The sequence below is a fragment of the Gordonia sp. DT30 genome (genome assembly GCF_049844915.1).
Taxonomy (GTDB): Bacteria; Actinomycetota; Actinomycetes; order Mycobacteriales; family Mycobacteriaceae; genus Gordonia.
Genome location: NZ_JBNCLY010000004.1, coordinates 92,191 through 114,727 on the forward strand (window position 1 = coordinate 92,191; position 22,537 = coordinate 114,727).

At 66.7% G+C, this 22,537-nt stretch carries 17 protein-coding genes; 13 read left to right on the forward strand and 4 right to left on the reverse strand.

Translation table 11 applies throughout. The features are described from left to right. Positions 1–47: 47 nt before the first annotated feature. Positions 48–1,127 (reverse strand): aldo/keto reductase, encoded by a 1,080-nt coding sequence (locus ACLQ3C_RS05735; RefSeq protein WP_425704073.1) that lies wholly within the window; start codon positions 1,125–1,127, stop codon positions 48–50. A gap of 182 nt (positions 1,128–1,309) precedes the next feature. On the opposite strand from ACLQ3C_RS05735, the gene ACLQ3C_RS05740 reads away from it, so the two are divergent. Both ACLQ3C_RS05740 and mgrA read left to right on the forward strand, forming a co-directional pair. Continuing rightward, entirely contained in the window at positions 1,310–2,068 is a 759-nt protein-coding gene (locus ACLQ3C_RS05740; RefSeq protein WP_425704074.1) for an SDR family NAD(P)-dependent oxidoreductase, read from the forward strand. A 46-nt stretch (positions 2,069–2,114) separates the two neighbouring features. After that, positions 2,115–3,170: an L-glyceraldehyde 3-phosphate reductase gene (gene mgrA / locus ACLQ3C_RS05745; RefSeq protein WP_425704075.1), complete on the forward strand. Its 1,056-nt coding sequence runs from the start codon at positions 2,115–2,117 to the stop codon at positions 3,168–3,170. 30 nt (positions 3,171–3,200) lie between these two features. Here mgrA and ACLQ3C_RS05750 read toward each other — a convergent pair whose 3' ends face one another. Continuing rightward, on the reverse strand, positions 3,201–3,890 hold the full coding sequence (locus ACLQ3C_RS05750; protein ID WP_425704076.1) for a FadR/GntR family transcriptional regulator: 690 nt from the start codon (positions 3,888–3,890) through the stop codon (positions 3,201–3,203). A 91-nt stretch (positions 3,891–3,981) separates the two neighbouring features. On the opposite strand from ACLQ3C_RS05750, the gene ACLQ3C_RS05755 reads away from it, so the two are divergent. Genes ACLQ3C_RS05755 through ACLQ3C_RS05770 form a run of 4 tightly spaced genes read left to right on the forward strand, consistent with a single transcriptional unit; the run spans position 3,982 to position 9,207 of the window. Further along, on the forward strand, positions 3,982–5,184 hold the full coding sequence (locus tag ACLQ3C_RS05755) for an MFS transporter (RefSeq protein WP_425704077.1): 1,203 nt from the start codon (positions 3,982–3,984) through the stop codon (positions 5,182–5,184). A 60-nt stretch (positions 5,185–5,244) separates the two neighbouring features. Beyond that, on the forward strand, positions 5,245–6,090 hold the full coding sequence (locus ACLQ3C_RS05760; RefSeq protein ID WP_425704078.1) for an ABC transporter ATP-binding protein: 846 nt from the start codon (positions 5,245–5,247) through the stop codon (positions 6,088–6,090). Positions 6,091–6,119: 29 nt separating this feature from the next. Beyond that, positions 6,120–7,103, forward strand: coding sequence for an ABC transporter substrate-binding protein (locus ACLQ3C_RS05765; protein ID WP_425704079.1), 984 nt, complete (start codon positions 6,120–6,122; stop codon positions 7,101–7,103). A gap of 19 nt (positions 7,104–7,122) precedes the next feature. Next, positions 7,123–9,207: an iron ABC transporter permease gene (locus ACLQ3C_RS05770; protein ID WP_425704080.1), complete on the forward strand. Its 2,085-nt coding sequence runs from the start codon at positions 7,123–7,125 to the stop codon at positions 9,205–9,207. Between the two features lie 19 nt (positions 9,208–9,226). Here ACLQ3C_RS05770 and ACLQ3C_RS05775 read toward each other — a convergent pair whose 3' ends face one another. Next, positions 9,227–10,759: an ATP-dependent DNA ligase gene (locus ACLQ3C_RS05775; RefSeq protein WP_425704081.1), complete on the reverse strand. Its 1,533-nt coding sequence runs from the start codon at positions 10,757–10,759 to the stop codon at positions 9,227–9,229. Positions 10,760–10,927: 168 nt separating this feature from the next. Here ACLQ3C_RS05775 and ACLQ3C_RS05780 point away from each other — a divergent pair, with 168 nt between their 5' ends. Then, entirely contained in the window at positions 10,928–12,547 is a 1,620-nt protein-coding gene (locus ACLQ3C_RS05780; protein ID WP_425704082.1) for a DUF222 domain-containing protein, read from the forward strand. 253 nt (positions 12,548–12,800) lie between these two features. After that, positions 12,801–14,357 carry a SpoIID/LytB domain-containing protein gene (locus ACLQ3C_RS05785; protein ID WP_425704246.1) on the forward strand — a complete coding sequence of 519 codons (1,557 nt, stop codon included), beginning with the start codon at positions 12,801–12,803 and terminating at the stop codon, positions 14,355–14,357. 7 nt (positions 14,358–14,364) lie between these two features. Here ACLQ3C_RS05785 and ACLQ3C_RS05790 read toward each other — a convergent pair whose 3' ends face one another. Continuing rightward, positions 14,365–15,042, reverse strand: coding sequence for a GAF and ANTAR domain-containing protein (locus ACLQ3C_RS05790; protein WP_425704083.1), 678 nt, complete (start codon positions 15,040–15,042; stop codon positions 14,365–14,367). Between the two features lie 195 nt (positions 15,043–15,237). On the opposite strand from ACLQ3C_RS05790, the gene glf reads away from it, so the two are divergent. Genes glf through zomB form a run of 5 tightly spaced genes read left to right on the forward strand, consistent with a single transcriptional unit; the run spans position 15,238 to position 22,350 of the window. Next, positions 15,238–16,461 carry a UDP-galactopyranose mutase gene (gene glf / locus ACLQ3C_RS05795; protein ID WP_425704084.1) on the forward strand — a complete coding sequence of 408 codons (1,224 nt, stop codon included), beginning with the start codon at positions 15,238–15,240 and terminating at the stop codon, positions 16,459–16,461. A gap of 44 nt (positions 16,462–16,505) precedes the next feature. Then, positions 16,506–18,470: a glycosyltransferase gene (locus ACLQ3C_RS05800; protein ID WP_425704085.1), complete on the forward strand. Its 1,965-nt coding sequence runs from the start codon at positions 16,506–16,508 to the stop codon at positions 18,468–18,470. After that, positions 18,451–19,170, forward strand: coding sequence for a phosphatase PAP2 family protein (locus tag ACLQ3C_RS05805; protein ID WP_425704086.1), 720 nt, complete (start codon positions 18,451–18,453; stop codon positions 19,168–19,170). Before ACLQ3C_RS05800 ends, ACLQ3C_RS05805 begins: the two co-directional genes overlap by 20 nt. Continuing rightward, a complete protein-coding gene (locus ACLQ3C_RS05810; protein WP_425704087.1) occupies positions 19,167–20,093 on the forward strand; it encodes a decaprenyl-phosphate phosphoribosyltransferase in 927 nt (308 codons plus the stop codon). The genes ACLQ3C_RS05805 and ACLQ3C_RS05810 overlap by 4 nt, the downstream gene beginning before the upstream one ends. Next, the gene (zomB, locus tag ACLQ3C_RS05815) at positions 20,080–22,350 is read left to right on the forward strand and encodes a flagellar motor control protein ZomB (protein ID WP_425704088.1); all 2,271 of its coding nucleotides are present in this window, start codon (positions 20,080–20,082) and stop codon (positions 22,348–22,350) included. The genes ACLQ3C_RS05810 and zomB overlap by 14 nt, the downstream gene beginning before the upstream one ends. Positions 22,351–22,537 lie beyond the last annotated feature (187 nt).

The window sequence follows — 22,537 nt, forward strand, 5'->3', positions numbered from 1 at the left end:
ATGGCAGCTTGAGCCTACCTGATATCACACGCCTCGGTGAGCTCTGATCAGACCTGCGCGGCCGTCGTGCTGATGATCGAGCGATCGGCGGCACTGAGCCGGTCCGACGCCAGATCGGCCTGGTGCCAGAAGGGGTAACGCACCGGCGGCGGACTGACCTGCGCGATGCGGTCGATCTCGTCGTCGGTGAGTTCGAGCTTGAGCGCACCCAGCGAGTCGCTCAACTGGTCCGTATTGCGAGCGCCGACCACGAGGTTGGTGACCCCGGGACGCGCGAGCAGCCACGCCAGCACCACCTGCGGGATGGTGGCGCCGCGTTCGCCGGCGATCTCGTCGAGGCGGTCGACCATGTCGTACAGATTCTCGCGGTCGGGGATCTGCACGTCCGAGCCGTCGCCGTCGACCATCCGGGCACCCGCTTTCGGCCGGCTGTTGCGCCGGTATTTGCCGGTGAGCAGCCCCATCGCCATCGGGCTCCACACCTGGGTGCCAATCCCCTGGTCGATGCCGGCGGGGATCATCTCGTACTCGGCGTCGCGGGCCTGCGGCGTGTAGTAGATCTGCTGGCTCACCGGCTTGATGAGGTTGTGCCGCTCGCACGTCATCAACACCTTCATCAGCTGCCACGATGTGTAGTTGGAGACCCCGTAGTAGCGGATCTTGCCAACTCGCACAAGATGATCCAGCGTCTGCAGCGTCTCCTCGAGCGGGGTCTGCCCGTCCCACTCGTGAAGGTAGTACAGATCGAGATGGTCGCGGCCGAGGCGGCCCAGCGTCTTGTCGATCTGGTCCAGGATGTGCCAGCGCGATTGCCCACCGTCGTTCGGTCCGTCGCCGACGACCATGCGCACCTTCGAGGTCACGAGCAGGTCGGCGAAGTCCGCGGATTTCGTCAGTGCCTGGCCCAGCACCTCTTCGGCGACACCGGTCGAGTAGTAGTTGGCGACGTCCACCATGTTGACGCCCGCATCCTGTGCGGTGGACAACAGCTTTGCCGCGCCATCGGGGTCGACGTGTCCGAAATACTCCATGCCGTGCGCGCCACCGAAGGTGATCGCACCCAAGCTGATCGGGCTGACGCGCAGGCCACAGGTGGGCGACAGTTGCCGGTAGAAGTCCTGAGTCATGTATCTCTCCTTGGCGAACCGTGGTCGGGGCGAAACAGTGGTCGGAGCCGTCAATCCTGCACCCCGACGCCGGAATTCGTCGGTGCCGAGCCGATGCCGGTCGGCGACCATAGGATTGACCGGCCGCATACATCGGCGTACCCATCGAGACCATCACGAAACCCGTATCGGAGACCACGCACGTGACCCCACTGCTCGACGGCAAGACCGCACTCATCACCGGCGGCGGGACCGGCATCGGCCGCGCCATCGCCCTCGAGTTCGCCAAGGCCGGCGCGAAGATCGCGGTGACGTATCGCACGCATACACCCGATGACGGATTCCGCGCACAGGTCGAGGAGTTCTCGGCTTCGCCGTTGGTCGCGCACGCCCTCGACGCCACCTCCGAGGACGAGGTCGTGGCGACCCTGCAGGCCGTGCACCGTGCGGTCGGTGAGCTCGACGTGCTGGTCAACAACGTCGGCGGTCTGGTGCAACGATCCCCGGTCGCCGACATGGACTTCGGCCTGTGGCGTCAGGTGATGGCACTCAACGTCGACAGCACCTTCCTGATGACCCACCACGCCCTGCCGATACTCAACGACGGTGGGCGGATCATCAACATCGCCTCCCTGGCCGGCCGGACCGGCGGGCACCCCGGTGCGACCGCATACGCGACGGCCAAGGCCGCCATCTTCGGCTTCACCCGTGGGCTGGCAAAAGAGTTGGCCCCCAGCTGTATCACGGTCAATGCGCTGGCCCCCGGCTTCATCGAGGACACGCCCTTCCACGACACCTTCACCACCGCCGCATCCAAAGCGGCGACCGTGCAGTCGATTCCGGCCGGCCGGGCCGGAAAGCCGGCCGACGTGGCCGGTGCCGCACTGTGGCTGGCCGGTGGCCTCTCCGAGTTCGTCACCGGCACGGTCATCGACATCAACGGCGGTCAGTACTTCGGCTGAACATCGTTCCGCCCTCGGCCAAGAACTCGCCGGCCGCGGTGGCAAGATGATTGTCATGGCTCTTCAACCTGCACAGGACCGTTACGAATCCATGCCCTACCGCCGCGTCGGCAGCAGCGGCCTGCAGTTACCCGCCGTGTCGCTCGGGTTGTGGCACAACTTCGGCGACGACAAGGCATTCGACACCCAGCGGGCCACCCTGCGCCGCGCCTTCGACCTGGGCGTCACCCACTTCGACCTCGCCAACAACTACGGGCCACCCTACGGTTCCGCGGAGACCAACTTCGGCCGCCACCTGGCCCAGGACTTCCGGCCGTTCCGAGACGAATTGATCATCTCGTCCAAAGCCGGCTACGACATGTGGCCGGGCCCGTACGGCAACTGGGGTTCCCGAAAGTACCTGTTGGCCAGCCTCGATCAGTCCCTGAACCGGATGGGTCTGGACTACGTCGACATCTTCTACAGCCACCGCCCCGACCCCGACACCCCGCTCGAGGAGACGATGGGCGCATTGGACACCGCGGTCCGGTCCGGCCGCGCCCTGTATGCCGGGATCTCGTCGTATTCACCGGAGAAGATGGTCGAGGCGGTCACGATCCTGAAGGAATTGGGTACTCCGCTGCTGATCCATCAGCCGTCGTATTCGATGCTCAACCGCTGGGTGGAGAACGGGGACCCGAGCCTGCTGGAGGTGCTCGAGCGCGAGGGTGTCGGCTCCATCGCCTTCTCACCGTTGGCCCAGGGCATGCTCACCGACAAATACCTCAACGGGGTGCCCGCGAATTCTCGTGCCGCAGAGGGCAAGTCACTGTCGAAGGACTTCCTGTCCGACGAGAACATGCGCCGGGTGCGTGGCCTCAACGACATCGCCGGCTCGCGCGGCCAGACGCTGGCACAGATGGCGATCGCCTGGGTGCTCCGCAAGCAGTCGAAGGGGTCGGCGATCACCTCCGCCCTGATCGGCGCCTCCAGCGTCAAGCAACTCGAGGACAGCCTGGCCGCGGTGAAAAACCTCGACTTCACCGACGACGAGCTGCACTCGATCGACGAATTCGCCGTGGACTCCGACATCAACCTGTGGGCGGCCGCGCTCAAGAGCTGAAGAACTGGTTCACAGGGCTATTCCACAGGGCTATTCCACAGCGTCGAACCGGTCGATGACATGGCGGAGATGCTCGGACGCGAGGTGCCGGGCGCCGTCCGCGTCTCCGCCGGCGATGGCATCGAGGATCTCCCGGTGCCCGTCGACGAAGGATCGTGCCTCGTCGGCGGGCGCCGCCTGATGGATCGACTGCAGCACCGAGTTCTGGATGCCGGTGTAGAGCGAGATCAGCGGCGCGTTGTGGCTCGCCGCCACCACGGTGCGATGGAAATCGATCGACGCCTCGCTGGATTTGAGCAGATCCCCGGCGGCCGCGGCGTGCTCACCACGTTCGATGGCTGCACCCATCTGCGCCAGTTGCGCCGGAATCGCTCGCCCGGCGGCGAGTGCCGCTGCCTGCGACTCCAGCGCCTGGCGCACCTCGAGAACCGACCGCAGGTCCTTGGTCGAGAGGAACCGACTGACCACGGCCTCGACCTCGGATGCGGCGCGCACGAATGTGCCACTGCCCTGGATGGTTTCGAGCTGTCCGACGTGCACGAGTGCTTGCACGGCTTGTCGCAGGGTGATGCGGCTGACACCGAACTCGCGCGCGAGCTCGTCCTCCACCGGTAGCCGTGTGCCCACCGGCCAGTGGTCGGCGCCGAGCCGGGCCTGGAGGAGCTCGATGACCTGTTCTACGAGCCCTATTCGGCGCGCCCTGCCGTTCGTAGCCGTCATGACCCTCTTCGTACCCGGTCGAGTTGCATGCCCTTCATTGTGCGGCAACCTCGATCCGGCGCAAAAGGGCTGCTGTTAGTCTCTATTTCCGATGTCCACGAAGTTCCAGCACGCGGTGCCGCCGGTCATGTACGCGCGCCGTGCGAGTGCCGGATGTTGTCTGGCCATGGCCTGCATCGGCGCCCTGATGGCGTCCTATGGACCGTTGATCGCGGAATTCGGGGAGCGCTTCGGGGCGGCCGGCGCCCAGGCCGGCTTCCCACTTGCGATCCAATCGGCCGGATCGGTCGTCGGCGCGGTCGTCACCCAGCGCATCGTCTTCGCATACGGCTATCGTCGCGGCCTGGCGGGTTCGTTCGTCCTGATCGCCGCCGGCGCGCTTCTCATGGGTTCGGTGGCATCCTGGCCGGCCTTGCTCGCCGGGGCGCTGATCGCCGGACTCGGGCTCGGCGTCTGCGACACGTCGGTCAGCCAGTCGTTCATCGTCGCGCATGGTCGGCGGGGTCCGGCGATGGTCAACCTGGCGCACGGCTGCTTCGGCATCGGCACGGTGGCCGGCCCTGCTCTCGTCGCCGTCGTCGGCAGCGACCGGTATCAGCTCGTCTTCTGCACGATCGCGGTCCTGGTGCTCTGCGCCGGCGCCGGACTCGGCGGGATACCGCGCAGATTCGGTATGGGCGGCTCCGGCGCCGGCGGTGCGACGCCCGCACCGAACGGCTCGCGGCTCGACCGGCGTGGTCTCTACATCGTGGCGGCTTTCCTGGTGCTCTACATCGCCCACTTCGGCGTCCAGTCGGGCATCGGCAGCTGGGAGCCGACCCGGCTGGCCGATCAGGGCGTCGACGCCACCGTCGCCACCCTCGCGACATCGGGTTACTGGCTGGCCATGGTCGTCGGACGCTTCATCGCCATCCCGCTGAGCTCCCGACTGCGGCCGTCGGTGATCGTGATCGGCAGCTGCTCGGGAATGACCGCTGCGCTGCTGATCGCCGTCGCCGTGCCGTCGTCGGCCTTGTGGGCCTATCCACTGGCCGGACTGTTCATCGGACCCATCTTCCCCAACGGCCTCACATGGCTGTTGACCAGCGGGTACGCCCGCGGATCGGTCTTCGGCTACGTCGTCGCCGGGGCACTGGCCGGCTCGATCGTGCTGCCGCCGCTGCTCGGCCAGATCATCGCGAACCACGGCACGTCGAGTCTGGCACCGACGCTGCTCGTGGTTGCGTGCCTTTCGGTCGTCGCCGCCCTGTCCGTGGCCGGCCTGACCGCGTCGCGGCCGGCCATGAAGCGATGAGTGAGGTGGCGTAACCAGCCACATTTTGCTTAGCTGAGCCTTACCTGCATAATGGACCGGGTGGAATTGAGCAGCCCTTTCATGCAGGCGCAGGGAGTGTCGGTCGAGTTCAGCGGCCACGAGGTGGTCCACGGGGCCGACTTCACCCTTCGCGGCGGCGAGGTCACCGCCCTCGTCGGCCCCAACGGCTCCGGCAAGTCGACACTGTTGCGCGCGCTCTCGCGACTGGTTCGCCGATCGTCGGGGGCGATCACCCTGGGCGACGACACCGATGCGAGTGCCCTCTCGGCACGCGAATTCGCACGCCGGGTGACGCTGCTGCCCCAACAGCGACCCACTCCGGTGGGCATCACCGTGCGCGACATCGTCGAATTCGGAAGGCACCCATATCGTTCCGGCTGGCGCGGGCGCGACGAGGACGGTGCAGCGGCGATCGCCCGGGCGATCGCGGCGACCGGTTTGGCGCACATGACCGACATGCCCCTCGAGACGCTCTCCGGAGGTCAGCTCCAGCGAGCGTGGTTCGCCAGCGCACTGGCCCAGCAGACCGAAGTCCTCCTGCTCGACGAACCGACCAATCATCTGGACCTCCGATATCAGATCGAGGTACTCGAACTGATCCGGTCACTGGCCGACGACCACGGCGCGGCGGTCGGCGTCGTACTGCACGACCTGAACCATGCCGCCGACATCGCCGACCAGATCGTCGTTCTCGATTCCGGCCGGGTCGTCGCCGAAGGTACGCCCGAACAGGCACTGGCACCCGACCTGCTGACCCAGGTCTGGGGTCTGCCGATCTCTGTCACCGAGGACCCGACCACGGGTCTTCTCGAAGTGCGGGCACGCCGTGCCCGCACCACCCGCGTCGGATCCCGCCAGCCGGTCATGGCTGCTCCGGGCCACTGACGCGCGTCACGAAAGGGATGAGAATTCACATGACAATACGGCGTACTGCCGTCGTCTCGGCCTTGCTGGCGGTCTTCGTACTGTTGGTCGGCTGCGGAACGACGGACGATTCCACCACGAGCGACGCGAGCTCCTCCGGAGCTCCGGTCACCCTCGACAACAGTGCCGGCGGAACGGTGACCCTGCCGCACGGCCAGGCACACCGGATCGTCTCCCTGGAGTGGGAGTACGCCGAGATCCTCAACAGCATCGGCGCAGGCAACACCGTCGTCGGATTGTCCGATGTCAAGGGCTACAACCAATATGACGGCCCGACGGTCCCACTGACATCGACGCCGACCGATGTCGGGCAGCGACTCGAGCCCAGCCTCGAGACGATCGCCGACCTGCAACCCGACCTGATCATCGCCTCGACGCGCTCGATCCCCGATTCGGTGCGCGACCGGCTCGGCAAGATCGCGCCCATCGTGGTCCTCTCGACCTCCGACCCCACTGATCCCATCGGCCGCCTGCAGCAGACCACACGCACTCTGGGAACCGCCGTGGGCAAGCAAACGCAGGCCGACGACCTCAACAAGCGCCTCGACGCGGCCCTGACCAAGAATGCCGAGACCCTCAAGAAGAACGGTCACGCCGGTCAGCACGCGGTGTTCGCCTCGGTCTCGGCGGAGGGCAGCACCGTCTCGATCCGCATGCACGCGCGTGGTTCGACCCCGGAGGCGGTCCTGGAGCGGATGGGCCTGCAACCCGCATGGCCGAACGGCGACGGCAAGACCGGGCTCAGCTATGTGGATGTCGAAGGGCTGACCAGACTTCCGGCCGACACGTGGTTCCTGTACTGGAACGAAGATACCGATCCGGTCGAGAAGAACCTGGCGAGCAACCCCGTCTGGCAGTCCTTGCCGTTCGTCAAGGACGGCCGGGTGCGCGGCGTCAGCAAGGGTGTGTGGATGTACGGCGGCCCGCAGTCACTGATCGCCTTCAGCGACCAGGTCACCTCGGCACTGTCGTAACCAGGGAACGACCGCGATCATGAAGACACAGACAGCTTCTCGGGCCGACGCTCCGTCACCGGCCCGCACACCCCAGCGCAACCGTGTGATCATACTCACCGTGCTGCTGCTCGTCTGGGTCGGCGTGATCGCGGTCGTTCACCTCACCCAGGGCAGCGCCGATCTGTCGGTCGCCACGCTGTGGAAAGCGTTGTGGGGGAACGGCATCTCCCAGACCTCCGATATCGTCCTCAGCTCACGGCTACCGCGATTGCTGGCGGCGACGCTGGTCGGCGCCGCGTTGGGGATGGCCGGTGCAGCCCTGCAGTCGGTGACCCGAAATCCATTGGCCTCACCGGAGACGACCGGCGTCGGCGCCGGCGCCTACCTCGTCTTGACGATCGCCGCGGCATGCGGCCTGTCGTCCAGCACCGGTGTCGGCTTCCTCTTCGCCTTCGGCGGCGGATTATGCGCGGCCGCAGTCATTCTCGGCATCACCGGCCAGAAGGCCGATGTGCTGCGTCTCGTCCTCGCCGGGTCCGCGCTGACCATGGCTCTCAGTTCCATCACCTCGGTCATCCTGTTGCTCAACACCTGGCAGACCCAGGGCATGTTCGTCTGGGGCTCAGGCAGTCTCGCGCAGAACGGCATCGGCGGCGTCGCCACCATGATCCCGGTCGCGGCGGTGGCAGCCTGCGGACTCCTCGTCTACGGACGCCGACTGGACCTACTGCAACTCGGCGACGACGCCGCGGCGTCCTACGGCGTTCCGGTCACCTCGACCAGATACAGCGTCCTGGTGTTGTCGGTACTCCTCACCGCCGCCGCCATCACGGTCACCGGCCCGATCGGCTTCGTCGGTCTGTGCGCGCCCGCTCTCATGCGGCTACTGACCCACCGCATCCCGGGACTCCGGCGTCAACGCGTCTTCCTCTCGACTGCCGCGCTGACCGGTGCCGCGCTCGTACTCACCTCAGATGTCGCACTCCGGGGCATCTTCGGTGCCGTCAAGGGCATCGGCATCCCCACCGGCGTGCTCACCAGCGTCATCGGCGCCGTCTTTCTCATCGTCCTCGCGCGTCGGCTGCCGCGCGGCGGCGGCCGGGGCGAGTCGATCGCCTCGCTGCGTGCGGGCATCGTCTCACCCGAGCACGGCGCCCGGACGCTGGTGATCGTCGCCGCTGCAGTCGTTCTCGTCGTCGCGCTGGTGGCGGCGCTACTCCTCGGCGACCGAATACTGCTCCTGGGCGACCTGTGGAATTGGTGCCGCGGCGTCGCCTCGCCGCGCGTCGACCTGATCATCGAGACCCGGCTGCCACGGGTCGCCGGCGCCCTGCTGGCCGGCACCGCACTCGGCATGGCCGGGCTCTTCGTCCAGACCGTCACCCGAAACCCGTTGGCAGACCCGGGAATTCTCGGCGTGAGCTCATCGGCGGGCGTCGGGGCAGTCGCGGTCATCACGCTGTCGTCGGCGCCCAGCGACCTCGTCATCTACCTCGCCGCCACCATCGGGGCACTGGTGGCGCTGGTCTTGCTCCTCCTCCTCGGGCGCAAGGACCAGTTCCAGCTCGTGCTCGTCGGCGTGGCGCTCGGGGCGGGTGCAGGCGCGGTCACCACCCTGTTGCTCATCCGCAGCGATCCGTGGAATCAATCGCGAGCGATGACGTGGCTCGGCGGCTCGACGTACAGCACCACCGGCGCACAACTGGTCCCACTGCTCGTCCTCATCGCGATCGGCGTCGTCGTCACGATACGGACCCGACGGGATCTCGATGTCCTCCAATTCGATGACACCACACCACATGTGCTGGGCGTCTCGGTTCAGCGCTCCCGACTGATCCACATCGGGCTGGCGGCCCTGCTCACCGCTGCCGCCACCGCCGCCGTCGGGGTGTTCGCGTTCGTCGGGTTGATCGCACCGCACGCCGCCCGCCTGCTCGTCGGCAAACGTCATGCGCTGGTCATCCCGCTGACCATGGTGCTCGGCGCGATCATCGTGGTGGTCGCCGACATCCTCGGCCGCGCACTGTTCGCGCCGACCCAGTTGCCTGCCGGCCTGGTCGTCGCCATCGTCGGCGCACCGTACTTCCTGTTCCTGTTGAAGAGCGCGAAGAGCGAGGGCTGAGTTCACCACGGCTGCGGCCCTAGCGGAGCAGCGCGCGCACCGCATCGATGGTGTCGGCGAGGTCGGCGGTCTTGTCGGGGCGGTAGCGCAGGACGCGCGCGAAGCGCAACGCCACGCCGCCGGGATACCGTGAACTCCGTTGGACGCCATCGAGTTCGATCTCGACGACGATCTCCGGCCGTAGATACACGGTGTGGGCGTCGCGATGGTCCTCATGCTTCGGGAACTCGTCGGTCTGCCACTGCAACAGTTTGTCGGTGAGGCCCTTGAAGGTCTTGCCGACCATCACCGGTGGTCCGCCGTCGGGATCGCGCGCACCCAGATGCAGATTCGACAGGAAGCCGGTGCGCCGGCCCGATCCCCATTCGGCGCCGAGAACGACGAGGTCGACGGTGTGCACCGGTTTGACCTTCTGCCAAGCCTTTCCGCGCCGTCCCGCCGCATACGGCGCCGAGAGCGACTTCACCATGACGCCCTCGTGCCCCGCGGCGAGCGCCTCGTCGAGCGTGTCCTGGGCCTGTGCTGCCGTCGGGTTGCGCATCGACGTGATCCGCAGATGCGGCGCGATCGAATCGAGTGCATCGAGGCGCTCGGCGAGCGGACGATCGATGAGATCGGCGCTGTCGAGGTGCAGGCAGTCGAAAAAGAACGGACGCAGCAGACGTGGCCCATCGTCGACGTCCGGGTCGGCGGCGATCATCGAGCCGAAGCGGCTCATCGTGTCCTGGAAGGGCCGGGGCCGGCCGTCGTCGGAGAGGGTGAGTGTCTCGCCGTCGAGGATCACCGTGCGTACCGGCAGTTCACGCACCGCCGCAACGAGATCGGGTACGCGCGCGGTGACGTCGTTGAGTGTTCTGGTGAACACCGCAACGTCGTCACCGTTCCGGTGGACCTGGATGCGTGCGCCGTCGAGTTTGTGGTCGACGACCAGATCGGGGCCGAGACTTTCCAGGGCGGCATCGAGATCCTCCGCCGGACTGGCCAACATCGGTGACACGGGCCGCCCGACCTGTAATCCGACCGCTGCCAATGCGTTCGAGCCGCCCTCGATGGCGAGCGTCGCGGTCTCCGCCAGCGACCCGGTCAGCATGTGCGCGCGGCGCACCAGTGCCGGGGGCTGTCCGGAGACGGCGATGATCGCCTCCACCATCACGCCGGCCAGCGCGCCCTGACGTAGCTCTCCGGTGAGTAGACGGAACAAGAAGTTCTGTTCGTCGGCCGTCGAGCGACCAAAGAGGTTGTGGAGCAACTCCCCTCGCGCCGCGACCGATCCCGAGCCGGTCGTCGACGCGAGCCGGGAGAAGGCGTCGTCGACTTCGGCGACGGTCAACACGGCGTCGTCGTCCGGGCGCGGCGGCTCCTGCAGGTCGCGCAGCGTCCGCCACCCGATCCCGAGACGCCCCTGCGGTATCTCCCCCGACATCCACGCCACCACGATCTCCGCATCGGCTCCAGCAGCGGCCAGGAGTTCGCGCAGCGCAACCGTTTTCGCGGTACGGGACCGCGTCGCCGCAACCGTCGCCGACGCCTCGACCACCGAACGGAATCTCATCGACGACCTCTGAACAGCGGAGCTCACCATGACTGTGACGATACCGACCTGCGGACGAAATTCGTCAAATGTATTTTCGATCAGGTGTTGTCATGCGGCCGTATCGGGCGTAGACTCGAACGCACCAGCGACGAACTGATGTTTGATCGCATTCACTGGGGGGTGACAATGAGCGCAACCGATTCGACTGGTGGTCCGGGAACCAGCGTCGAAGACAAGCTTGCGCAATTGCATGCCCTTCTTGATCAGATGGGTTCGACGGATCTGTCGCAGTGCTCGGACGAGACGCTGCTGGAGGTCGCGGCAGCCAATGAACGGGCGATCAACCGGTTGACGTTTCAGGGTGACCGGCAGATCGTCGAGTTGTCGGACCGGAATGCGGAGCGCCGGTTGGGGTTTCGGTCGGTGACCGACATGCTGGTCGTCGGTTTGCGGGTGTCGGAGCCGATGCGCCGCCGCAAGCAGATGACCGCCACCGCGACCTATCACGGGTTGACCGGTGAACTCCTCGCCCCGAAGTACCCCACGTTGGCGCAGGCGTTCGCCGAGGGTGCGGTCGGGCCCGCGCATTCGCGGGTGGTGATCGACGTTCTCGACGACATCCCGCATCAGGTCGACCACGACATCAAGGTCAACGCCGAAAAGCAGATGGCCGACTACGCGCGGGTGCACACCCCCGCCGAGTTGACCGCGATCGGCGCCCGCCTGATGGCACACCTCGATCCTGATGGCGAGTTGACCGACGACACCGACCGGCAGCAGAAACGCCAAGTGTTCCTCGGCCGCCAAGACACCCAGCAGATGTCGAAGATGACCGGCAAAATGACCCCGGAATGCCGTGCCGACCAAGAAGCCGTGTGGGCGGTGTGGGCGGCACCCGGCATGAACAACCCCGACGACCCCGACTCACCGTCGGGTTCCGTCGAAGACGCCGACCCCGAAAAATTGGCGGCCGCGGCCGACCGCGACACCCGCAGCCAAGCCCAACGCAACCATGATGCGATGCAGGCCGTGTACAAACTGGCCCTGAAGTCGGGGGAACTCGGCGAATCGCATCGCGGCCTACCGGTGCAGCTGATCATCAAAGCCGACCTGACCGATCTGATCAACGAAACCGGCCACGGCGTCACCGCCACCAACAGCCTGCTGCCCATCACCGACGTCATCCGGTTGGCCGCCGACGCCCAACCCTGGTTGGCGGTGTTCGGTGAGCACACCACCGTGCCCCTGTATTTGGGTCGGGCCCGGCTCGCGAGCCGCGGGCAACGCATCGCCCTGTTCGCCAAACCCGACGGCCAGGTGTGCTCACACCCCGGGTGTTCGCAGCCGGCCGCGCATTCGGAGATCCATCACGCCACCCTGGATTATGCGAAGGGCGGGTTGACCAATATCGACGACCTCGCTCCGGCGTGTCCGAAACACAATCGGATGGTCGGCGACCGGCTTGGCCAGTACACCACCGGCATCTACCGCGACGGACCCCTCGCCGGGCGGTGTTGGTGGCGCCGTAACGCCGCCCCCGGTGCCCCACCGAACCCGAAACGCGTCAACAAACTGCCTGATGTCGGGCCCGACTTCACCGCCGGGCTCGCGAAGGTGCGTGCCGAAATCCACCGGCAACCACCAGACCCACCCGATACGGGTACACCGTTGCCGGCCGGCAGCACCGGTGCCCACGACGTCGTCGAGATCATCACCTGGGATCCCGCCGACGTACTGAAGGATGCCGTCACACGCTCGTCGAGCGAATCGCGCCTGCGCCACCTACTCACCACCCGCGGACTCTGACGCGCGCAAAAATCTGCAGCCTTTGATCGCGGAAACCGCGATCAAAGGCTGCAGATTCGGCACCCCCTCACCGCAGCCTTGTAACTCGTGATGCGGTTGCTACCTCCTATGGTTGGTGATCTGCAAGTGACTTGTCTATCGTCACTGGAGTCTCACCATTCACATCTGTAACAGATCAGGCGTAACGCAACGAGGCATCAGGAACCCCGGCCCGGAGGAGTGATTGACCGTGACAAAGGCGGACTCATCGGCGGTGACGTCTCTGGTGTCCCGGGCACTGACCATCCGTACGCGGCCCGGTCATTCTCGTCGTCGGCGCATGTCATCGCTCGTCGGGGGTGTGTCGGCGGCGGTACTCGTGGGCGGAGTCGGGCTGGTGGGAGCCACCGCGTCGGATCGCGTCGACATCGGGTTGACCGCGGGATCGGAGATCACCCTCATCGGGCACGGCCTCGGCCACGGCCGCGGGATGGGCCAGTACGGCGCTTACGGTTACGCCAAGCGCGGGTGGTCATACCGGCAGATCCTGCAGCACTACTACGGCGGCACCACCTTCGGGCGCCCCGCCGATCCCACGGTCAACGTCGCGCTGCACGACAAGAACGGCGTCAGCGTGCACTCCGATGCGGGGATGCAGGTGGCCGGGCAGCCGGTTGCGGCAAATGAGGCCGTCACGGTGACCGGTGGCACCGCGACCATCACCGCAGGCTGTGGTGGTGCGCCGGTGCGCACGGTCCCGGCCGCGTTTGCCGACCCCGTCAACCCCGCGCCCAACCGCCCGCCCAACGAATTCCTCAAGTTCTGCGGCTCGAACGAGCCGTTCCGCGGCTCGCTGGGCTCCGACGGTGGCCGGGTCACCAACAAACTGAACGTCGACGACTACGTCAAGGGCGTGATCGCCAAGGAGAGTGTGCCCGGCTGGGCCACCTCGGGCGGCATCGAGGCGTTGAAGGCGCAGGCGGTTGCCGCACGCACCTATGCGCTCGCGGCCATCGCCAGTGGCAAGAAGATCGACGACACCCAGAATTCGCAGGTCTACGGCGGCGTCTCGGGTGAGGGCGCGGGCACCAATACGGCCGCCGACGCCACCGCCGGGCAGATTCTGCTGCAGAACGGGGTGCCGGCGTTCACCGAGTTCTCGTCATCGACGGGCGGCTATACCGCGGGTGGCAGGTTCCCGGCCGTCGTCGACGACGGGGATACGGCCTCGCCCAATCACAACTGGACGGCGACCATCAGTCCGAGTGCGGTCGCCACGGCGTTCGGTTTGCCCAGCCTCGACGCCTTCGAGGTGATCCAGGCCAACGGACTCGGTGCCGAGAACGGACGCGCGGTGAAGGTGCGCGCGACCGGCGGCGGACGCAGCGTCGAGGCCACCGGTGACGAAGCTCGCACCAAGCTGAATCTGAAATCGGCGTGGTTCGCCGTGCAGGGGCAGCGCACGCCGCCACAGATCGTCAAGCCGCCGACCGGGCCGGCCGGCGGCCTCGGCCTGCCGGACCTCAGCGCACTGGGCGGGATCGCCGACCAGGTGGTGCCCGGTGCCGGCGAGCTGGTCGGTACGGCCACGACCGCATTCAAAGGGCTACTCGGCGGCCTGGGTGGTCTTCCCGACACGCTGGGACAGGCCCTCGGTGCGCCGACGCCGACGCCCGACGGTGCCGGCGTCACCCAGCTGTTCCAAGAGGGGATGATGTTCTTCTCGAAACAGACCGGTGCGCATGTACTGGCAGGTCAGGGGCTCAAGAGGTTCCAGGCCCGTGGCGGAATCCCGGTATTGGGCTTCCCGAAGACCAACGTGTTGCGCTGAGCAGGTGTCAGCCGCCCGGTCCGGCGCCGACCAACTTGAGGGCGACCTCGACCAACTTGGTGTTCGACTCCTGCGACAGCCGGGCGAGCAGCAGAAAAGCTGCGTCGGCGTCGATGTGATAGCGCTCCATCAACATGCCCTTGGCCTGCCCGATCAGATCGCGCGAACTGAGGGCGTTGCGGAGTTGCTCCTTCTCGCGCACCGCGCCGAAGGTCGTCGCGCAATGCGCCGCGAACAGCTCGCCGAGTGAACACGCCTCGTCGGTGAACGCTTGCGGCTGCGTGCTGTGCAGATTGAGGGCGCCGAAATCGTTGCCGTCGATGTAGAGGCAAAAACACGCCATCGATGCCACGCCCAATGCGCTCGCCGCCGGGGCAAACCGGGGCCAGCGCAGGTCGGTGGCGAGGTCGTCGATGCGCACGGTGGTGTCGTCGACGGCCGCGCGGACGCAGGGGCCCTCACCGAGTTCGCGCTGCAGGTCGTCGCACTTGCCTGCGAGATCACCGAACATCACCGGCGTCTCTATCCGCCCGCGCGTGACGATCGTGACACTCGCGTATTCGGCATCGTCGATCGTGTTGACGGCGGCCTTCGAGATCGCCCGGAGGACCGCCTCCTGATCATTGCTCTCGACTCGCAGCTCGTTGATGACCCCGGCCATCCGACTGGTGATCTCCGTCGTCATCCCACGCTCCTTGCTACCGACGATTCCCGCTTGGTATCCGACGGAACCATCGGCCGAGCGCATCACCGAGATTACCGTGGACCACGACATCCTGGCGGCGGGTCGGGACTTCGCTCGAGCGCACCGCTTCGCACCGGCGCGCTCGCCGGGACGGCTTGGCAACTCCTCAGCTTCGGTCGGTTACCCTGAACACCCGTGGCATCCAATACCAGCGCCGATTCCGACCGCTCCGGACCCTATGACCTGATCGTCGTCGGCTCCGGATTCTTCGGCCTCACAATCGCCGAGCGTGCCGCCGCCGAACTGGGCAAACGCGTGCTCGTGATCGAGCGTCGGCACCACATCGGTGGCAACGCCTACTCCGAGCCCGAGCCGACCACCGGCATCGAGGTCCACAAGTACGGCGCGCACCTGTTCCACACCTCCAACCAGAAGGTCTGGGACTACGTCAATCGCTTCACCGACTTCACCGGGTACCAGCATCGGGTGTTCGCGATGCACAATGGGCAGGCCTACCAGTTCCCGATGGGGCTGGGTTTGGTCAGCCAATTCTTCGGCCGCTACTTCAGCCCCGACGAGGCGCGTGCGCTGATCGCCGGGCAGGCCGCCGAGATCGACACCAACCAGGCGGCGAACTTCGAGGAGAAGGCGATCAGCCTGATCGGGCGTCCGCTCTATGAGGCGTTCATCAAGCACTACACCGCCAAGCAGTGGGAGACCGACCCCACCAACCTGCCGGCCGCCAACATCACCCGGCTACCGGTCCGCTACACCTTCGACAACCGGTACTTCAACGACGCCTACGAGGGTCTGCCCGTCGACGGCTACACCGCCTGGCTGGAGAACATGGCCGCCGACGACCGCATCGAGGTTCGCCTGAACACCGATTGGTTCGAGGTACGCGACGAGTTGCGCGCGGACAGCCCCGACGCACCCATCGTCTACACCGGCCCACTCGACCGCTACTTCGACTATTCGGCCGGGCGCCTCGGCTGGCGCACGCTCGACTTCGAGACCGAGGTCCTCGACACCGGCGACTTCCAGGGCACCCCGGTGATGAACTACAACGACGCCGACGTGCCCTACACCCGGATCCACGAGTTCCGGCACTTCCATCCCGAACGGGATGGCTACCCGGCCGACAAGACCGTGATCATGCGCGAGTTCGGCCGGTTCGCCAAGGACGACGACGAGCCGTACTACCCGATCAACACCCCGGAGGACCGCGACATGCTCGCGGCCTACCGCAAGCTGGCCAAGTCCGAGACCGCCGAGTCGAGGGTCCTCTTCGGCGGACGGCTGGGCACCTACCAATACCTGGACATGCACATGGCCATCGCCAGTGCGCTGACGATGTTCGAGAACACCCTGGCGCCGCACCTGACCGACGGTGCGCAGCTGGCGAGCCCCGACGCGTAGCGCCCGGACGTGGATCAGACCCGGACGTGGATCAGAGCGGAGTGATGAGTGTGACCCCTGCCCAACAGGAGAAGCTGTCGGCACCGGCCCCGGCCGAGGCCGACGCCCCGAAATCCCAAGCGGCCGAACTGTTGCAGCGGGTGATCTTCCCGCGGCCCGGCGAGCCGCTGGCCGTGCGCTCGCTCTACCTCGTCGAATCCGCGAGCAACAACCGCCGCGCACACGCGCCGACCCGCACGTCGGTGGTGCTCGGCGCGGAATCCGAGGTCAGCTTCGAGAGCTACTTCAACGCCTTCGCCGCGAGCTACTGGCGACGCTGGACCGTCCTCACCTCGGTGGTCTTACGCGTCGAGGTGATCGGCACCTGCCGCGTCGACCTCTACCGCTCCAAGATCGACGGGTCACGCATCGGGATCGGCGGCGACCTCGTCCCCATCGACGAGACCGGCCGCGGCGCCATCGAATTCGAGCTCGACCTCGGGCCGTTCGAGGACGGCGGGTGGATCTGGTTCGACGTCACCACCGACACCGACACCGAGATCGTCTCCGCCGGTTGGTATTCGGCGATCCCGGTGCCGGCTGCGCCCGGCGGCGCCGACACCAAGCGGGTCACGGTCGGTATCCCGACCTTCAACCGGCCGACCGACGCGGTGAACGCGCTCGCCGCGCTCACCTCGGATCCATTGGTGGACGAGGTGATCGACGCGGTGCTGATGCCCGATCAGGGGACCCGCAAGGTCGTCGACGAGCCGGGTTACCCCGAAGCTGCTGCCGCCCTGGGTGATCGGCTGCACATCTTCGATCAGGGCAACCTCGGCGGCTCCGGCGGCTACTCGCGCATCATGTATGAGGCGTTGCGGCTCACCGATTCTCCGTATGTGCTGTACATGGACGACGACATCGCGATCGAGCCCGACTCGATCCTGCGGGCGCTGGCGATGTCGAGGTTCGCCCGGACGCCGATGCTCGTCGGCGGGCAGATGCTCAACCTGCAGGACCGCAGCCATCTGCACTGCATGGGTGAGGTCATCGATCACCACACCTTCATGTGGACCGCCGCGCCGTTCGTCGACTACGACCACGACTTCGCGCAGTTCCCGTTGCGGGATCGGGAGAACTCGAAGAACCTGCACCGGCGCATCGACGTCGAGGGCAATGGCTGGTGGATGTGCATGATCCCGCGCGCCTGCGCCGAGGAGATCGGCCTGCCGATGCCGTTGTTCATCAAGTGGGACGACTGGGAATTCGCCTTGCGGGCAGGCAAAGCCGGGTATCCGACCGCCACCGTCCCCGGCATCGCGATCTGGCACATGGCCTGGAGCGACAAGGACGACGCGATCGACTGGCAGGCGTACTTCCACCTGCGCAACCGGCTCGTGGTCGCGGCCATCCACCACGACGGGCCGATCGGCGGCATTTTGCAATCCATGGCCAAGGCGACCGCCAAACACCTGCTGTGCCTTGAGTATTCGACGGTCGCCATCCAGAACGAGGCGATCCGCGACTTCCTCGCGGGGCCCGACCACATCCGTTCGCTCCTGCCGACCGCGTTGCCGAAGATCGCCGCGATGCGCAAGGAGTACCCCGACGCGGTGGTATTGGCCTCGGCGACGGAGCTCCCCCGAACCAGCGGTGAGGCAACGGGTCTGGGAACCGCGGAGCCGAAGAATCCGGTCACCAAGCTGCGTGCCCTGGCCTGTGCGGTCGTCAACAACCTACGTCCGGCCGATCCGCGTCATCACGAGGTGCCGCAGGCGAACTACCCGCCGGTCGAGGCGCGCTGGTTCTCCCTGGGCCGGGTCGACGGCGTCACCGTCACCACCGCAGACGGGCGCGGCGTGGTGTATCGCCAGCGCGACCGCGACAAGATGATCGCCCTGGCGCGCAAATCCGCGGCACTGGTACGCGAACTCAAGGAGAGGTTCCCGGAGATGCAGGAGCAGTATCGCGCCGCGCATCAGGAGCTGACCAGTAAGGAGAGCTGGGCGCGTGCCTTCGGAATCGACTGAGCAGGAACCCATCTCGGCACCTACCGGCGAGGTGGCGGCGCTCATCGGTATCCAAGGGGCGCTGCTGGAGGTGCCGGGCATCGTCCCGGCGGCCCGCGGACTGTCCCACTTCGGTGAGCACTCGCTGGGCTGGCTGGCCGTCAGCGCCGTCGGCTGGGGTCTGGCGGTGCGTCGTGACGACGAGACGGCGCAGCGGCGGTGGATCGAGGCCGGCGTCGGCGCCTTCGGCGCGCATGCGGCATCGGTCGTCATCAAACGCGTCATCCGACGTAAGCGTCCCTACGATCCCCGCATCCGGGTGGGCGTCTCGACGCCGAGCCGGCTGAGCTTCCCGTCCTCGCATGCGACGTCGACCACCGCGGCGGCCATCCTCATCGGCCGGGCCGCGGATTTGCCGCCCTACCTGCTTCCGGCCGTTCTGGTCCCGCCTATGCTCACCTCGCGACTTGTTCTCGGCGTGCATTATCCGAGTGATGTCGCCGCCGGAGCCACGATCGGCGCCTTGAGCGCCGGTGCCGTCGTCCTCGGCGATCAGTTCATCGAGCGTGCCGTCGACACCGCGGCACGCCACCCGCGGACCACCCGGCTCGCGGGGGTGGCTGCCCGGATCGGTGCGATCGCGCTGATGCCGGGATCGACTGCGCGTCTGCTGGCGCGCCGGGTCGTCGGTGGAACGTCCAGTGACAGGGAGAAGGCATGAGCGAGGAGCCGATCGAGCACGGAAAGGTGAAGGGTCCGCCCAAGAACCTGGCCACCGGGCTCATCAAGGCGGTACGTCCACGTCAGTGGGTCAAGAACGTCCTGGTCCTCGCCGCACCCCTGGCCGCCGGTTCCGACGCGCTGACCGACGGCCACGCGATGGCACGCGTCGGTCTGGCGTTCATCGCGTTCTGTCTCGTCGCGTCCAGCATCTACCTGGTCAACGACGCGATGGACGTCGAGTCCGACCGCAACCACCCGACCAAGCGGTTCCGGCCGATCGCCGCCGGCATCGTCCCGGTCCCGCTGGCATACGCGCTGGCACTGATCTTCGCCGCCGGATCGATCGCGGTCTCGCTGGTCGCCAACTGGCAGACCGCGGTGGTGATCGCGACCTACCTGGTCATCCAGCTCGGCTACTGCTTCGGTCTGAAGAATCAGGCCGTCGTCGACATCTGCATCGTCTCGTCGGGGTTCCTGCTGCGCGCGATCGCCGGTGGCGTGGCCGCCGAGATCCGGCTCTCACAGTGGTTCCTGCTGGTCATGGCGTTCGGTTCGCTGTTCATGGCGGCCGGCAAACGCTACGCCGAGCTCCAGCTCGCCGAGCGCACCGGCGCCAAGATCCGCAAGGCGCTGCAGTACTACACCACCACGTATCTGCGATTCGTCTGGACGCTGGCGGCGACCGCCGTCGTCCTCTTCTACGGACTGTGGGCATTCGACAAGAACTCCGGACACGACACCAACGTCGCCTACGCGATCTCGATGGTTCCGTTCACGGTCGCGATTCTGCGCTACGCCGTCGACGTGGACGGCGGTCAGGCCGGCGAGCCCGAGGAGATCGCCCTGGGCGACCATGTGCTGCAGGTCCTGGCGGTGGCCTGGATAGTATGCGTGGGTGTCGCGGTCTATGCAGTCTCCTGATCGAGAATCTCCCGATCCGTCGCCCGACGACGACACGCCGACCCGATGGTTGCGGCTGAACCTCGGCAAGGACGAGGCCGACCGCCAAACGGGCCACGACGACGCAGTTGATGACGACGCAGTTGATGACGACGAGCGCACGTCTGACGAGGCGGGAATCGTCGACGGCGCGCCCCCGGTCGACGGGCGCGCGTGGTGGCACCGGAGCGCGCGCGAGTGGACCGCGATCAGCAGCTTCCTGATCGGAGCGGTCACGGTCACCACCCTGTTCGCGGTGGGTGCATGGCAGCGTCGCTGGATCGCCGACGACGGCCTCATCGTCCTGCGCACGCTGCGCAATCTGTTCGCGGGCAACGGGCCGGTCTTCAATGCCGGCGAGCGCGTCGAGGCCAACACCTCGACGGCCTGGACCTATCTGCTCTGGTTCTGGGCGTGGGTGACCGACGGCCAACTCGAATACGTCGCCCTGTGGGTGGCGCTCGTATTGTCGGTCTCCTCGATTCCGATCGCGATGTACGGGACCGCACGCCTGCTGGGGCGTCGACTCGGCGGCTTCACCGGTGACGGCTACACGTTGCTGCTGCCACTCGGCCCGATCATCTACATTGCGCTGCCGCCGGCCCGCGACTTCGCGACCAGCGGACTGGAGAACGGTCTCTGCATCTTCTGGGTTGCGGTGCTGTGGTGTCTGCTCATCTCCTGGTGCAGGCGCAGATCCGGGTCGGCGGCCACGCGCGCGGGTTCCGCGGCCACACTGTTCCTCGCGTTCTGGGCGGGGCTGGCGCCGCTGGTCCGTCCGGAGCTGGCAATCATCGGGGGCATCGCCCTGCTGCTCGTGTTCTTCGCGCCGCAGTCGTGGAAGATGCGGATCGGGATGATCGTCGTCGCAGCGGTCCTGCCCGTGGGCTACCAGATCTTCCGGATGGGCTATTACGCACTGCTGGTACCGAATCCGGCTGTCGCCAAGGACGCGAGCGGCTCCAAATGGCACCAGGGGTTCATCTATCTCGCCAATCTCTTCGGGCCCTACACGCTGCTGCTGCCGGTGATCCTGGCAATCATCGCGGGCATCCTGCTGGCCATCGGTGTGCGCGTTCGCCGACTCTCGCCCAACCGGACCGAGCCGTCGCCGGCCTCCACGCGCGAGCGCCTGGCGTCGTGGTCGGCGCGCCTGCAGACCCCGGGAGCGGTGGTGACCGCGACCGTGCTCGCCGGCCTGCTCGTCGGTCTCTACTGGCTGCGTCAGGGCGGCGACTTCATGCATGGGCGCGTCCTGCTGACCCCGCTGTTCGTCCTGCTGCTGCCGCTCATGGTGATCCCGGTGACGATTCCGGTCCACGGCATTCGCGCCGCGTTCCGGCGCCGTCGCGGACCTGCCGCGGACCTCCACGAGGACGGTGCCGACGAGGAGGCTGCCGACGAGGACGGCGTAGACGAGGACGCTGCCGACGAGGACCGCGCCGACGGGGTGGACGGTGCCGAGAACCGCAATCGGCGCACCCGGTTGCAGCTTGTCGGTTCGACCCTGCTGGCCGCCATGTGGATCGCCACGATCGCCTGGGCCGTCGTCGCGCACGAGAACGTCCTGCCCAATGCGGGCATCGACATCGGGCGCAGCGGGATCGTCGACGAGCGGCGCTTCTATGTGACCAACATGGGCATCGAGAACCCGGTCACCGCGAAGGACTATCTGGACTACCCGCGCATGCGGGCGATGGTCGAGAACATCGCGAAGTACGAGAAGGACGGCGGGGTGCTGCTCGGCTCGTTCAATTACGACGAGTGGTACTACGTGCCGATGCCGGCCGACACGCCGCCCGACAAGCGTCAGTTGACGGTGTACTTCCTCAATCTGGGTATGACCAGCATGAACGCGCCGCTCGATGTGCGCGTCGTCGACCAGATGGGACTGGCATACCCGATCGCCGCCCACACCGAGCGGCTCGACGACGGGCGCATCGGACACGACAAGGTGTTGCCCTCGGAGTGGGTGGTGGCCGAGGCGGGTGCGGTGTCGCGGCGTCCGATCCTCCCCGGCTTCCTCGACGAGGACGTCGTACGTCAGGCGCAGGTGGCCCTCACCTGCCGGGCGACCGAGGACCGGATCGCGTCCTACGAGGCGCCCTGGACGTGGCAGCGATTCAAGAGCAATCTCGCCCAATCGTTCACCTTCACCGACTACCGGATCGATCGGAACCCCGAATACGAGATTGCGCGCTGTGGCCTGCAGATGCCGCCGCGAATTCACCCGCGGTAGCTGTGAAGAACCTGCGGGTGGCATCAGAAAACTTGCGGAAGTTTATTTCGAATCGGTAACGTGCCGCGGAGCGCGATCGATATACCGTGCGTCAAGATGACGGCGGAATCGGTGTAACCGCGCCGACCTGAGGATATTGTGAGAGCCATCACAAGGATTGTCAGGTTCTGGTGGCTGCAATAGGCTG